Source organism: Deinococcus budaensis (assembly GCF_014201885.1).
Classification (GTDB): domain Bacteria; phylum Deinococcota; class Deinococci; order Deinococcales; family Deinococcaceae; genus Deinococcus; species Deinococcus budaensis.
Genome location: NZ_JACHFN010000001.1, coordinates 331,267 through 344,930, shown reverse-complemented (window position 1 = coordinate 344,930; position 13,664 = coordinate 331,267). Strand labels below are relative to the sequence as shown.

Genomic DNA, 13,664 nt, shown 5'->3' with positions numbered 1-13,664 from the left:
TGGATTTTTTGTCCCGTAATATATGGCTCTATCGCTCAGCTTTCGACCGCGCGCAGAAAGTCGAGGGTCGAGCGGGCCACGGTGCGCGGAAAGGTGTCGGTCAGGGCGTGGGTGCCGCCCCTGACCTTGCGCACGGTGGCGTGGGGAATGGCGTGACGGATGGCCTCGACGGTCCAGCTCTGGACCACCGGGTCGCGGGTGCCGTCGAGCAGCAGGGTGGGCACGCGGACGTGGGGCAGCAGTGGGCCGGTGTCGTGCTCGCTCTGGTCGCGGGCGAGGCGGTACATCAGCGCGGGGCCGCTGAGGAGGTAGGCGCCCACAGCCAGGGGGAGCAGGCCGGGGCGCTCACGAGGGGCGTCGATCAGCAGCCGCAGCAGCTGCACCGGGACGCGGGGGTTCTCGGGGATGCCGGTGGGAGCGCAGGCGATCAGGGCCGAGGTACGGTGCGGGTAGCGGGCCGCCAGGTCGAAGATCACCTCGCCGCCCAGCGAGTGGCCCAGCAGGGGCGCGCCGCTCAGGCCGCTGGCGTCCAGCCAGGCCGCGAGGTGGTCGGTCAGGTCCTCGATGGAGCGCGGAAAACCGGGGCGGCCCTGGCTGTGGCCGTGGCCGGGGGGGTCATACAGGTAGACGGTGCGCTCCCGGGCGAGGGCGCGCGAGACGCGCAGGTACATCCACGAGGCGCAGCCCAGGCCGGGCACCAGCACCAGCGGCGGCCCCTCGCCGCGCACCCAGGCATGGGTCCGCAGGCCAGCGACGCGGACGAAGTGGGGTGCGCCGCTCAAGCCTCCTCTCCCCCGGCCTGGCCCGCTGGCGGGGGAGACGGCTCGGCCGGGGCATCCGGCACCGGGCCATCCAGAAAGGCCAGGACCAGCGCGTTGAAGCGCTCCGGGGCGTCCACCATCACGACGTGCCCGGCGCGGGGAATCTCCTCGTACTGGGCGCCGGGAATCGCGGCGGCGAGCGCGCGGCCCATGCTGGGCGGCACCAGGGCGTCGCGCGCTCCCCACACGACCAGGGTGCGGGTGCTGAGAGCGGGCAGCAACTCCTGCACGCTGTCGCGCAGCAGATCGGTGGTGCTGCGCCACACGTTCAGCGGCCCGGCGCGGACCGTGTCGGCCAGGATGCGCGGCATGAAGGTGACCCGGCCCGTCAGGGCGGCGCGCGGCAGGTTCAGGGCCACCCGGTAGGGCGTGCCGCGCAGCAGGCCGCTGGCGCAGGCGAGCACCAGGTGGGTCACCCGCCCCGGGCGCCGCGCCGCGACGTGAACCGAGATGTGCCCGCCCAACGAGTGTCCCACCAGGGCGACCTGCCGCAGGTCGAGGTGGTCGAGCCAGGCGGCGATCAGGTCGGCGGCGCCCTGCACGCCCAGCGCCCGCTGGCGGTAGGCCTGCCCGTAGCCGGCCAGGTCCAGCACATAGACCCGGTGCGAGGCCGACAGCGCGGGCACGTTGCGCCGCCACCAGCGTCCCGAGCCGCTGAGGCCGTGGACGAGCACGACGGGCGTTCCGTGGCCGGTCGCGTCGTAGCGCAGGGTCGCGCCGCCAGAGCGGAATTCCAGGGATCGCACGCGCCCGAGCATAGAGCACCCGGAGGGAAAAGCGCTGCGGGGATGGGGGGGGTGGCGCGGGGTGGGGGCGGAAGGGACACGGGGGTGGACCGCCCAGAAACAGGACCCGAGGCCCGGGGAACCGGGAGCGGGTGGCTCAGGCGGGCACGGGCGGGGCGGCCAAGCCCAGGAACAGGGCGTGCAGCCGGGCGTCGGCGGTCAGCTCGGGGTGAAAGGAGCTGGCGAGCAGGCGGCCCTGGCGAACCAGGACGATCTGCCCGGCGTGGCGCGCCAGAACCTCCACGTCCTCCCCCACCTCCTCGATGACGGGCGCGCGGATAAACACGGCGGGAAAGGGCGCGTCCAGCCCGTGAACGTCCAGCGGCACCGCGAAGGAATCGACCTGCCGCCCGAAGGCGTTGCGGCGCACGGTGAGGTCCATGACCGCCAGGCTGCGCTGCTGACCGCCGAACTGCGGCGGAGCGCCCTGTACCCCGCGCGCGAGCAGGATCGCCCCCGCGCAGGTGCCCCACAGCGCCCCTCCCGCCGCGTGAAAGTCGCGCAGCGGCGCCCACAGCCCGAAGTCGGTCATCAGCCGGGCGATGGTGGTGCTCTCGCCGCCGGGCAGCACCAGGCCGTGCAGGCCGGCGAGGTCGGCGGGCAGGCGCACCTCGCTCACCTGCGCGCCCAGCGACTCCAGCCGCTGGCGGTGCTCGCGGAAGGCGCCTTGCAGGGCCAGCACGCCGATGCGGGGCGCCGCCACCTTCACCAGCCGCGTCCGGCGAGACGCTCGGCGGGCACCAGGCTGTCGATGTTGATGCCGGTCATGGGCGCGCCGAGGTCCTCGCTGATCTCGGCCAGCACGTCGGGATTGCGGTAGTGGGTGACGGCCTTCACGATGGCCTGGGCGCGGCGCTCGGGGTTGCTGCTCTTGAAGATGCCGCTGCCGACAAACACCCCGTCGAGACCCAGGTGCATCATTAGGGCGGCGTCGGCGGGCGTGGCGACCCCCCCAGCGGCGAAGTTCACGACCGGCAGCGCGCCGTGCTCGTGGACGTACTGCACGAGGTGGTAGGGCGCCTGGAGGTCACGCGCCACCGTCATCAGCTCGTCGCTGGGGCGCGCCCGGATGCTGCGAATCTCGCCCAGCACCGTGCGGGCGTGCCGCACCGCCTCGATGATGTCGCCGGTCCCGGCCTCGCCCTTGGTGCGGATCATGCTCGCGCCCTCGCCCACCCGGCGCAGGGCTTCTCCGAGGTTCTTGGCGCCGCACACGAAAGGCACGCGGAAGCCCGCCTTCTCGATGTGGTACTGCTCGTCGGCGGGGGTCAGCACCTCGGACTCGTCGATGAAGTCCACGCCCAGGGCCTGGAGAATCTGCGCCTCCACGAAGTGGCCGATGCGGACCTTGGCCATCACCGGGATGGTCACGGCGGCGATGATCTCCTTGATCATCTTCGGATCGCTCATGCGCGCCACGCCGCCGTCGGCGCGGATGTCGGCGGGCACGCGCTCCAGGGCCATCACGGCGGTCGCCCCGGCCGCTTCCGCGATGCGGGCCTGGTCGGCCGTCACCACGTCCATGATGACGCCGCCCTTGAACATCTCGGCAAAGCCCTGCTTGATCTGCGCGGTGCCGGTCTGGGGGGTCGCGGCGGAAGAGGCATCGGTCATGGGCCGAGCCTAACGCGAAACTGGCCCCATTCGCAGGGCCAGTTGAGTGGGGACGGTGGGGTCAGGTTCTGGAGCGGGCGACCCGGCCGATGCTCTCGACCAGCTGGGACGGGCGAAAGGGCTTGACGAGGTACTCGCTGACCACCCCTGGCAGCGTCTCGGGGCGGTTGAGGCCCGACAGGAAGACGACCGGGGGCATGGCCGCCCCCAGGGCGAGCTGGAGGCGGTGCACCGTCTCGAAACCGTCCCAGGGGGCCATCAGCACGTCCATGACCACCACATCGAAGGTGCCCGCCTGAGCCGCTGCCAGCGCCTCGGGGCCGCTGCGGGCGGTCACGACCTCGAAGCCCTGGAGCCGCAGGGTGAGGTCGAGCAGTTCCAGAATCTGCGCCTCGTCGTCCACGACCAGCAGGCGGCAGGGCGCGGGGGACGGCACGTGGGGCCAGGTCACAGTGGGCGCACCCCGCGTGCGGCGGGCGCGGCGCAGGGAGAGACGCCGTCCCTGGAAAGGCAGGCTCGGGAAACGGTCGGGCGGGTCATGCGGGACCCACCATACGCGTTCGGGGAGCGCGCAGTCTGCCGCTTTTGCGTGGTGGCCTGCCCCCGGGGGGCAACGGGAGCTGGGGCACGACGAGCGGAGCCGCGCGGCACCTGCGGAGGCAGGCGGCGCTCAGCCGCCCGCGAGGGCCTGGAGAAACTCGACGTTGTTGCGGGTCTTGCCCATGCGGCCCAGCAGCATCTCCATCGCGTCGGCGGGGTCCATGTCGGAGATCACCTTGCGCAGCAGCCACATCTTCTTCAGGACCTCGGGCTGAAGCAGCAGCTCCTCGCGGCGGGTGCCGGACTTGAGGATGTCGAGGGCCGGGAAGATGCGGCGCTCCTCGAGCCGGCGCGAGAGGACCAGTTCGGCGTTGCCGGTCCCCTTGAATTCCTCGAAGATCACGTCGTCCATCCGGCTGCCGGTCTCCACCAGCGCGGTCGCCAGGATGGTCAGGCTGCCGCCCTCGCGGATGTTGCGGGCGGCGCCGAGAAAGCGCTTGGGCCAGTGCAGGGCGTTGGAGTCCAGGCCCCCCGAGAGGGTGCGGCCGGTGGGCGGCGTGACGAGGTTGTTCGCACGGGCCAGGCGGGTGATCGAGTCGAGCAGGATCACCACGTGCCCGCCTTCCTCCACGATGCGGCGGGCGCGCTCGTGGACGAACTCGGCCACCCGGACGTGGTGCTGCGGCGGCTCGTCGAAGGTCGAGGCGATCACCTGCGCTCCTTGCACGCTCTCGCGGAAGTCGGTGACCTCCTCGGGGCGCTCGTCGACCAGCAGGACCATCACCGTCACGTCGGGATAGTTCTTGACGATGGAGTTGGCGATCTTCTTCAGCAGGGTCGTCTTGCCCGCCTTGGGAGGCGCGACGATCAGGGCACGCTGGCCGCGCCCGATGGGCACCAGCAGGTCCACCACCCGCAGCGAGAGGCTGTCGTCCATCAGGGGGTCTTCGAGGACGAGCTGCTGGTCGGGGAAGGTCGGCGTGAGGTCGTCGAAGCGGGGGCGGCGCCGGGCGGACTCGGGGTCCAGGCCGTTGACGGCTTCGACCTGCACGAGGGTGCCGTAGCGCTCGTTCTCGCGCGGGCGGCGGGCGCGGCCAATCACCTCGTCGCCGGTCCGCAGGTGAAACTGCTTGATCACCCCCGCCGTGACCAGGACGCTGCGGGAAGCCGGGTCGAGCAGGTCGGCTTGCAGGAACCCGTAGCCGTCGGGGCTGATCTCCAGGTAACCGCGCGCGAGCACCTGGCCCTCGGCGGCGGCCTGGCGCTCCATGATCGCGAGGGCCAGGGCGTCTTTTTTCAGCTTGCGGTAGTTCTCGATGCCGTTTTGCGCGGCCAGCAGGTGCAGCTCGGGCAGGATTTTTTGCTGAAGCTCGTGGAAGGGCAGCGGCGCGGTGTGGGGTTCGGTCACTTCGTCTGGCCTCCCTGGGCGTCGACGCCGCCCGCCTGCGGATTGCTGCCCGCCTCGCTGGGCGGGGTCTGGGGGCTGGCTCCGGCGCGCCCCGCCCAGTCGGCCAGGAAGGCGTCGAGGCCCGCTTGCGTCAGCGGGTGCTTGATCATGGCCGTGAAGACCTTGTAGGGAATGGTCGCCACGTCCGCTCCGGCGAGCGCCGACTGCACGACGTGTTGCGGGTGACGGATGGAGGCGGCCAGCACCTTGGTCGAGATGTCGCCCATCACGTAGGCTTCCTTGATCTGCCGGATCAGCTCCATGCCGTCCCAGCCGATGTCGTCCACCCGGCCCGCGAAGGGGCTGATGTAGGTGGCCCCGGCGCGGGCGGCCAGCAGGGCCTGCGGGACCGAGAAGCAGAGGGTCACGTTGGTCTTGATGCCCTCACCCGTCAGCGTCTTGCAGGCTTGCAGGCCCGCCGGGGTCAGCGGCAGCTTCACGACGACGTGCTCGCTCCACCCGGCGACCTCGCGGCCTTCTTTGATCATGCCCTCGGCGTCGAGGGCCGTGACCTCCGCGCTGATCGCGCCGCCGACCAGGGCCGAGAGTTCCTGAATGACTTCCCGAAAATCGCGGCCCGAGGAGGCCACCAGGCTGGGGTTGGTGGTGACGCCCGAGAGCACGCCCCAGGCGTTGATTTCGCGCACTTCGTCAATGATCGCCGTATCGATGAAAAATTCCATGTGGACTCCTTGGATTCCCTGGGGAGCAGCCGCGCCCGCAGAGGACAGCCCCGCGCCGTGGGGCGGGCGTCTTTGGGTTGATTGTATCGCTGCCCGCGCCGGGTGTCGGCCGGGGCGTGATTGACCCCGGCCATGCTGCGCGCCTACCATGAGCGTCACTCCCTGCGGGGGGTGAGCAACGAGACAGGCGACCGGGAGAAGAGTACGCGGGGTCAAGCAGGCATGAGCGAGTCCGGGACGGTGAGAGCCGGACTGCCCGCCCCCCGCCGAAGATCCCCTTCCGCGCCGGACGAAGAACGGCCCTCTCCGTGTGGAAAGGCCCAGTAGACCGTCCCGGACCGCCCCCCGGCAGTGGGCACGACGAGGCCGCGCCCGGCCCTTGCGGGTGTCAGGAGCGGCGAAGTTGGGTGGTACCACGCGCGAGAGGGTGTCCCGGCGCGTCCCAGCAAGCCGTCTGGGACGCGCTGTCTCTTGTTGTCCCGCCGAGTTTTCCTGCCCCTGGAGGCCCCATGACGACCACCCCATCCCAGCCCGACTCCGCCCCGTCCACCCCCTCTCTCTTCGCGCCGGTCCCCTCGCAGCCCAGCTTCCGGGAGCTGGAAGCGGGGGTGCTCCAGCTCTGGCAGGAGCGCCGGGTCTTCGAGCGGACCCAGGAGCGCCGGGAAGGCCAGCCCGAATACGTGTTCTACGAGGGACCGCCCACCGCCAACGGACGCCCGGCGCTGCACCACGTGCTGGCGCGGTCGTTCAAGGACCTCTTTCCGCGCTACAAGGCGATGCAGGGCTACTTCGTGACCCGCAAGGGCGGCTGGGACACCCACGGCCTGCCGGTCGAGATCAGCGTGGAAAAGAAGTTGGGCTGGCTGGGCCGCAACCACGGCGCGAGCCGGGAAGAGGTCGAGGAGTTCACCCGGCTGTGCCGCAGCTCGGTGTGGGAGACGATTCAGGAGTGGAACACCTTTACCCAGCGGCTGGGGTACTGGGTGGACCTCCAAGGCCCCTACATCACCTACCAGAACAGCTACGTGGAAAGCGTGTGGAACCTGCTCGCGCGGCTGCACGCCCAGGACCTGATCGCGCAGGACTACCGGGTGGTGCCCCTCTCGCCGCGCATCAGCAGCACGCTGTCCAAGGCCGAGCTGGGTGAGGTGGACTCCTACCGGATGGTGGACGACCCCTCCGTATACGTGCGCTTTCCGGTGGTGTGGGACACGCTGCCCGAGCGGGCGCACGCGGCGCTGAGTGCCTTGAGTGGGGAGGACCGCCAGGGCCTCGCGCTCGTCGTGTGGACCACGACCCCGTGGACGCTGCCCAGCAACACGCTCGCGGCGGTGAACGCGGACCTCACCTATGTGGTCGCGCGGGGGGAAGGCGGGCCGATCATCGTGGCGGCCGACGCGGTGGAGCGGCTCTCGGGGCTGCACAAGAACGCCGCGCCGCTGGAGGTGCTGGCGAGCTTCCCGGGCCGTGACCTGGAGGGCGTGGAGTACGAGCCGCCCTTTCCGGAGGTGGCGACCGAGCTGGGCGTGCTGAAGGAACTGCACGAGCGCAACGCGGAGGGGCGCCCGGTGATGCACTTTGTCACGCTGGCGGACTTCGTCTCGGCGGCGGACGGCTCGGGCGTGGCGCACGAGGCCCCGGCGTACGGCGCGGAGGACCTGGAACTGGCCCGCAAGTACGGCGTGCCGCTGATGTTCGGGGTGGACGACCACGGCATCCTGCGGGTGACGGGCGAGCGCGGCAAGTTCTTCAAGGATGCCGATAAGGGATTGATCGCGGACCTCAAGGCGCGGGGGCGGATGTTCCACGCGGGCACCCTGCGCCACCGCTACCCCTTTCACGACCGGACGGGCGACCCGATCCTGTATTTCGCCAAGAAGGGCTGGTACATCCGCACGGCGAGCATGTCGGAGCGGATGCTGGAAACCAACGAGCAGATCAACTGGGTCCCGGGCAACATCAAGCACGGCCGCTTCGGCAACTGGCTGGAGGGCAACGTGGACTGGGCGATCAGCCGCGAACGCTACTGGGGCACGCCGCTCCCCTTCTGGCAGAGCGAGGACGGGGACGATCTGCGGGTGGTGGGCAGCGTGGCCGAGCTGTCGGCGTTGGCGGGGCGCGACCTTTCGGAACTCGACCTGCACCGGCCGTATATCGACGACGTGACCTTCGAGCTGGACGGGAAGACTTACCGCCGGGTGCCGGAAGTACTCGACGTGTGGTTCGACTCCGGCTCGGTGCCCTACGCCCAGTGGCACCTGATGACCGACGAGACGGGCGAGCGGGCGCTGCCGGGCTTCGAGGCGAACAAGGAGGTGTTCGAGCGGCACTTCCCGGCGGACTTCATCTGCGAGGCGATCGACCAGACGCGCGGGTGGTTTTACAGCCTGCACGCGATCGCCACGATGCTGTATGACCAGCCTGCCTACAAGAACGTGATCTGCCTGGGGCACATCGTGGACGAGCACGGGGCCAAGATGAGCAAGAGCAAGGGCAACGTGGTCGAGCCGCTGCCGCTCTTCGACCGCTACGGGGCCGACTCGGTGCGCTGGTACATGTTCATGGCGTCGGACCCCGGCGACCAGAAGAGGTTTTCCGAGCGGCTGGTCGCAGAAGCGCAGCGCTCCTACGTGAATACGCTGTGGAACGTGTACTCCTTTTTCGTGCTGTACGCGAACCTCGATCAGCCGGGGCTGGAGGACGCGCCTGCTGCTGAGAAGCGGCCCGAGATCGACCGCTGGCTGCTCGCGCGGCTGGAGGAGACGGTGCGGGACGTGACCGGGGCGCTCGACGCCTACGACGCGCGGGGCGGGGGCCGGGCGCTGGAGCGCTTCGTGGACGACCTCAGCAACTGGTACGTGCGGCGCAACCGCTCGCGCTTCTGGGGCGGGGAGGGCGGCGCGGACCTGAGCGCCTACGCCACCCTGTACGAGGCGCTGCGGGTGATGTCGCAGCTCACCGCGCCCTTCACGCCCTTTTTGGCCGAAGCGATGTATGGGAACCTCACGCGCGGGCAGGGGGCCGAGAGCGTCCACCTCACCCGCTGGCCGCAGGTGCGCCCCGAGCGGCTCGACGCGCAGCTGACGGCGGAGATGGCCGCCGTGATCAAGGTCGTCGAGTTGGGCCGGGCGGTGCGCGGGGCGCACAACCTCAAGACCCGGCAGCCGCTGTCCCGGGTGACGGTGCGGGCCGCGACGCCCGAGCAGACGGCGGCGCTGCGGCGCTCGCAGGCGCAACTGCAAGAGGAACTCAACGTCAAGGACGTGACCTTCCTGGAGGGCGTGACCGACCTCGTGCAGTACAGCCTGCGGCCCAACCTGCCGGTGATCGGCAAGGTGTACGGCAAGGCCCTGCCGCAGGTGCGCGCGGCCCTGGCGGCGGCGGACGCGGCGGCGGTGGCCCGCGCGGTGCAGGCGGGCGAGAGCTTCACCGTGGAGGCGAACGGGCAGGCGTTCACGCTGACCCCGGAGGGGGTGCTGGTGGACGCGCGGGCGCCGGAGGGCGTGGCGGCGGCCGAGGACGGCGGGTTCCTGGTCGCCTTCGACACCACGCTGACGCGCGAGCTGGTGCAAGAGGGCCTGGCCCGCGACCTGGTGCGCGGCATCCAGGAGGCGCGCAAGGCGGCGGGCTTCGAGGTGCAAGACCGCATCCGCCTCGCCCTGGCGCTGGAGGGAGACGCGCGGGAGGCCGCTTCCGCGTGGCGCGACTTCATCGCCGGGGAAGTGCTGGCCCAGGAGCTGACCTTCGGGCCGGGCGAGGGCTTCGCGGCCGAGGTCGAAGGGGGCACGGCCCACCTGACGCGGGTTTGAGGGAATGCCTGGGAGGGGCGGGCCTGCGGGTCTGCCCCCTTCTCCTGACCATGCCGGGGCCTGGCCCTCAGGGACGCCACGCAGGATGGGCCGCAAGGAGGCAGCTATGCCCTCCCCCAGCGTTGCCGAGTTGCCCGAGGCCCAGGTCGATCAGCACACTGGGCACCAGAAAGAAGTCTTTCTAGAGACTTGCAACCATGCCCCGAAGGAGTACGGCGACGAGCACTCCGCTTTTGCAGTCCCCCACCCGGCAGTGAAAAAGGCAGGCGAAAAGGAGAACGGCCAGACCCCTTGACGTGAACGTTCTTTGTTACCACTCCGGTACGTACACCTCACTTCCAGCCCGGGTACGCTGTTTCCATGACCTGGAACCCGGATGTCTACCACCGCCACCGCGAGGCCCGCAGCGTGCCGGTACGCGACCTGCTGGCCCTGATTCCTGACCTCCCCTACCGGGACGTGGTGGACCTGGGGTGCGGAACGGGGGAGCCGACGCGGAGGCTGGCGGAACGTTTCACGGCCGCGCAGGTGCTGGGGCTGGACATCAGCGCCGAGATGCTGGGGCGGGCGGACGCTGCGGGCCTGCCGAACCTGCGCTTCGAGCGGGGAGACATTCTGGGCCTGACGGGCGGGTACGACCTGATCTTTTCCAACGCGGCCTTGCAGTGGCTGCCGGACCACCCGGCGCTGCTGGGGCGGCTGTGGGAACAGCTGCGGCCCGGTGGGGTGCTGGCGGTGCAGGTGCCCGCCAACCACGACCACGACAGCCACCGCCTGCTGACCGAGACGGCCGGGGAGTTCGCGGCGGAGCTGGGCGGTTTTACCCGCTTCGGCACGGCGCAGGGGGCTTCTCCGGTGCTGACGCCCGCCGCCTACGCCGAGCGATTGGACGAGCTGGGGGCGGTGGAGGTGACCGCGCTGAGCAAGGTCTACCCGGTCGTCTTGCCGGGGGCCGAGGGGGTGCTGGACTGGACGCGCGGCACGGCGCTGGTGCCGTATCTGTCGCGGCTGGGGGCCGGGGACGGGGAGCGCTTCACGGCGGCCTACCTCGCGCGGCTGAGGGAACGCTGGCCAGGCGAGCGGGTGTACTACGCCTTCACGCGGGTGCTGTTCACGGCGCGGCGGGGGTGACGGCTCAGCCCAGGAGGGGCCGCGCCATCAGGCCGTAGGTGCCGGGGCCGACGTGGGCGCCGATCACCGGGCCGAGCAGTTGCGTCCGTCCGCGCGCCACGTTCAGGCGGCTGGCCTGCATGGCGGCCCGCAGCTCCGCGATGCGGGCGGGGTCGCGCCCGGCGTGACCGATGGTGACGGCGACCGGTTCGCGGCCGAATCTCGCCTCGAGCTGGGCCAGGATGTCGCGGGTGGCCTGCGGCGCCCGCACCCGCCGCACCGCCTGAAGCCGCCCCGCGTCGAAGCGCAGGATGGGCCGCACGCCCAGCACGTTGCCGATCAGGGTCTGGGTGCGCGACAGGCGACCGCCCCGGCGCAGGTAGTCCAGCGTGGGCACGGTGAATTCGGCAAGCAGGTCGCGCTGCACCGCTCCGACCGCCCGCAGGGCGGCGTCCATGTCGCCCCCGCTCCGGAGCACGTCGCGCGCGGCGATCACGACCTCGGCCAGCGGCAGCGACGCGAAACTGCTGTCCACCACATGCACGCGGCTTCCGGCCCCCAGCACCTGCGCGGCTTGACGGGCGTGCTCGGCGGTGGCCGACAGGTGCCCGCTGATATGCAGGCTGAGCACCGCGTCGTGGGTGCCGAGCAGCTCCCGGTAGGCGCGCTCGAAGGCCGCCTGGGGGGCAGGCTAGGTGCTCACCGCGCCGCCCTGACGCTGATGGTCGTAGACGGCTTCGGGGTCGATCTCCTGCCAGTCGAGCAGCGTTTGTCCCCCCAGCAGCACCCCGAGCGGCACGACATGCAGCCCGAGGTCCCGGGCCGCGTCCGGATGCAGGTCACAGGTGGAATCGGTCACGAGCGCGATCATGGTGGCATTCAGTGTAAGGTGAGTTTTCTCACACTTTCCTGACAGGCGCTCCGGGTGCGGCGGGTGGGGGCCGCCCTATACTCCGCAAGCGATGGCGCCTTCTCCCGTACCTCCTGCTCCTGCCACTCCTGAAAAGATCGCCGTGCTATGCCACACCGGGGCGGGCGGCTCCGGCGTGGTGGCGACCGAACTCGGCTTGCTGGTGGCGCAGGCAGGGCGCGAGGTGCATTTCGTGGGGTCGGCGGTGCCGTTCCGGCTCTCGGGGCAGCGGGGCCTCCAGGGGCCGTACTTTCATCAGGTCGGCGGCTTCGCCTACGCGCTGTTCGACCAGCCCTACCCCGAACTCGCCGCCGCGAACACCCTCAGCGAGGCGATTCTGGAACACGGGGTGCAGCTGACGCACGCGCACTACGCGATTCCGCACGCGACCGCCGCCATCCATGCGCGGGCCATCACGGGCCGCAGCCGGGTGGTCACCACCCTGCACGGCACCGACGTGACGCTGGTGGGCGCCGAGCCGGCCTTTCGCCACACCACCCGCCACGCCATCGAGCGCAGCGACCACGTGACGGCGGTCTCGCACTTCCTGGCCGAGCAGACCCGCGAGGTGTTCGGCACGGCGCGCGAGATCGAGGTGATCCACAATTTCGTGGACGCCGGGCGCTTCGTGCGCGTCACCGACCCCGCCGTGCGCGCCCGCTTCGCCCACCCGGACGAGGCGTTGATCGTGCATGTCAGCAATTTCCGCCCGGTCAAGCGGGTCGAGGACGTGGTGCAGACTTTCGCCCGGGTGGCGAGTGAGATTCCCGCCCGGCTGCTGATGGTCGGCGACGGCCCCGAACGCCCGCGCGCCTTTGAACTCGCCGGGCAGCTCGGCACCCTGGGGCGCACGCACTTCCTGGGGTCCTTTCCCGACGTGCAGACCGTGCTGGGCATCAGCGACCTTTTCCTTCTCCCGAGTTCCAACGAGAGCTTCGGCCTGGCCGCGCTGGAGGCGATGAGCTGCGAGGTCCCGGTCGTCGCCGCCCGTGCCGGAGGCGTGCCCGAGGTCGTCGAGGACGGCGTGACCGGCTTTCTGGTCCCGGTCGGGGACGTGGACGCGATGGCCGACGCCGCCCTGCGGGTGCTGCGCGACCGCGCCCTGTACCTGGGCATGGGCGCCGCTGGCCGCCAGGCCGCCCTGACGCGCTTTCATCCCGACCTGATCGTGCCGCGTTACCTCGAAGCCTACGCCCGCACCGTGCAGGGATGAGGGAGAGACGGTGCTGGGCGAGGGGTATGCAAGTGATTTGTTTCACGATAAATCCGGTCGTGAAAGTTTTGGTTCCTTTGGGAAAGGGATGACCCGGCCTCCTGTGCAGAGGGCCGGGCCAGCCAGGCCGGGAGGCCGCGTCAGCGTCCCAGGTCCAGGGTGACGGCGGCCACGCCATCCACGAAAGGGGCGACCTTCACCGCGCGGCCCACCTCGACCACGAAGGCGTTCCAGCCGCGCGTCAGGGTGGCCTGGTAGCCCCGGCTGGCCTTGACGGTCACGTCGCTCCCCACCCACACGACGAACAGGGTGCCGCGCGCGCCGCGGAGGGTCACCTCGCGCAGCGTTTCGGCCTCGTCGTGCTGGCCGTTGCGGTTGGCGTCGCGGTAGCTGAAGAACTTCAGCTCGGCCGCCGAAGGCTGGGCGCTCATGCTGACCGGGTCGAGGACGCCGGGCCAGGCGACGTTGGCGGCATTCAGCGCCGTCTGGGCGCGGAAGCTGGGGGGGGCGGGGGGAATCTCGAGTTGGAATCGCCCGGCGTTGACCGGCACGCTCACGATCTCCTGCACCGGCTGGCCGGAGGCGCTCACGGCCCAGCCGCTCAGGCGGGTATCACCGGGCACGCTGCCGGAGACGCTGCCCGTCACGGTCAGGGCGCTGCCCGACCCCACCAGGAAGGCCGCAGCGAGGGACCAGAGACGCATCTTCATGCCCCCAGTCTACGCGCGGGCC

Annotated in this window: 11 protein-coding genes and 1 pseudogene; 3 read left to right on the top strand and 9 right to left on the bottom strand. The window is 70.9% G+C overall.

Features of this window, described 5'->3' with window-relative positions; all coding sequences use genetic code 11:
* Positions 1-35 precede the first annotated feature (35 nt).
* The 7 genes from HNQ09_RS01660 to fsa all read right to left on the bottom strand — a co-directional run bounded on the left by HNQ09_RS01660 (position 36) and on the right by fsa (position 5,890).
* On the bottom strand, positions 36-782 hold the full coding sequence (locus tag HNQ09_RS01660) for an alpha/beta fold hydrolase (RefSeq protein WP_184024531.1): 747 nt from the start codon (positions 780-782) through the stop codon (positions 36-38).
* Entirely contained in the window at positions 779-1,579 is an 801-nt protein-coding gene (locus tag HNQ09_RS01655; protein WP_184024528.1) for an alpha/beta fold hydrolase, read from the bottom strand. Before HNQ09_RS01655 ends, HNQ09_RS01660 begins: the two co-directional genes overlap by 4 nt.
* Positions 1,580-1,703: 124 nt before the next feature.
* Positions 1,704-2,309: a pyridoxal 5'-phosphate synthase glutaminase subunit PdxT gene (gene pdxT / locus HNQ09_RS01650; RefSeq protein WP_184024525.1), complete on the bottom strand. Its 606-nt coding sequence runs from the start codon at positions 2,307-2,309 to the stop codon at positions 1,704-1,706.
* A gap of 2 nt (positions 2,310-2,311) precedes the next feature.
* Positions 2,312-3,220, bottom strand: a complete 909-nt coding sequence (gene pdxS / locus HNQ09_RS01645; protein WP_184024522.1) for a pyridoxal 5'-phosphate synthase lyase subunit PdxS — start codon at positions 3,218-3,220, stop codon at positions 2,312-2,314.
* Between the two features lie 61 nt (positions 3,221-3,281).
* On the bottom strand, positions 3,282-3,671 hold the full coding sequence (locus HNQ09_RS01640; RefSeq protein ID WP_343057570.1) for a response regulator: 390 nt from the start codon (positions 3,669-3,671) through the stop codon (positions 3,282-3,284).
* Between the two features lie 219 nt (positions 3,672-3,890).
* Positions 3,891-5,168 (bottom strand): transcription termination factor Rho, encoded by a 1,278-nt coding sequence (rho, locus tag HNQ09_RS01635; protein ID WP_184024520.1) that lies wholly within the window; start codon positions 5,166-5,168, stop codon positions 3,891-3,893.
* Positions 5,165-5,890, bottom strand: coding sequence for a fructose-6-phosphate aldolase (fsa, locus tag HNQ09_RS01630; RefSeq protein WP_184024518.1), 726 nt, complete (start codon positions 5,888-5,890; stop codon positions 5,165-5,167). Before fsa ends, rho begins: the two co-directional genes overlap by 4 nt.
* Before the next feature lie 509 nt (positions 5,891-6,399).
* Here fsa and ileS point away from each other — a divergent pair.
* Positions 6,400-9,699, top strand: a complete 3,300-nt coding sequence (ileS, locus tag HNQ09_RS01625; protein WP_184024516.1) for an isoleucine--tRNA ligase — start codon at positions 6,400-6,402, stop codon at positions 9,697-9,699.
* Positions 9,700-10,059: 360 nt separating this feature from the next.
* Positions 10,060-10,830 carry a methyltransferase domain-containing protein gene (locus HNQ09_RS01620; RefSeq protein ID WP_184024514.1) on the top strand — a complete coding sequence of 257 codons (771 nt, stop codon included), beginning with the start codon at positions 10,060-10,062 and terminating at the stop codon, positions 10,828-10,830.
* Between the two features lie 4 nt (positions 10,831-10,834).
* Here HNQ09_RS01620 and HNQ09_RS01615 read toward each other — a convergent pair.
* Positions 10,835-11,680: pseudogene (locus HNQ09_RS01615) on the bottom strand (DegV family protein).
* A gap of 91 nt (positions 11,681-11,771) precedes the next feature.
* On the opposite strand from HNQ09_RS01615, the gene bshA reads away from it, so the two are divergent.
* Complete coding sequence (gene bshA, locus HNQ09_RS01610; RefSeq protein ID WP_184024512.1) at positions 11,772-12,932, top strand: N-acetyl-alpha-D-glucosaminyl L-malate synthase BshA; 1,161 nt, start codon at positions 11,772-11,774, stop codon at positions 12,930-12,932.
* 140 nt (positions 12,933-13,072) lie between these two features.
* Here the strand turns inward: bshA and HNQ09_RS01605 are convergent, their stop codons facing one another.
* Positions 13,073-13,642, bottom strand: coding sequence for a hypothetical protein (locus tag HNQ09_RS01605; protein ID WP_184024510.1), 570 nt, complete (start codon positions 13,640-13,642; stop codon positions 13,073-13,075).
* Between the last annotated feature and the right edge of the window lie 22 nt (positions 13,643-13,664).

Excerpts from the sequence above, each read along its gene's own strand:
- HNQ09_RS01655 (WP_184024528.1), bottom strand. The coding sequence starts at position 1,579 with ATGCTCGGGCGCGTGCGATCCCTGGAATTCCGCTCTGGCGGCGCGACC.
- pdxS (WP_184024522.1), bottom strand. The coding sequence starts at position 3,220 with ATGACCGATGCCTCTTCCGCCGCGACCCCCCAGACCGGCACCGCGCAG.
- fsa (WP_184024518.1), bottom strand. The coding sequence starts at position 5,890 with ATGGAATTTTTCATCGATACGGCGATCATTGACGAAGTGCGCGAAATC.
- ileS (WP_184024516.1), top strand. The coding sequence starts at position 6,400 with ATGACGACCACCCCATCCCAGCCCGACTCCGCCCCGTCCACCCCCTCT.
- HNQ09_RS01620 (WP_184024514.1), top strand. The coding sequence starts at position 10,060 with ATGACCTGGAACCCGGATGTCTACCACCGCCACCGCGAGGCCCGCAGC.
- bshA (WP_184024512.1), top strand. The coding sequence starts at position 11,772 with ATGGCGCCTTCTCCCGTACCTCCTGCTCCTGCCACTCCTGAAAAGATC.
- HNQ09_RS01605 (WP_184024510.1), bottom strand. The coding sequence starts at position 13,642 with ATGAAGATGCGTCTCTGGTCCCTCGCTGCGGCCTTCCTGGTGGGGTCG.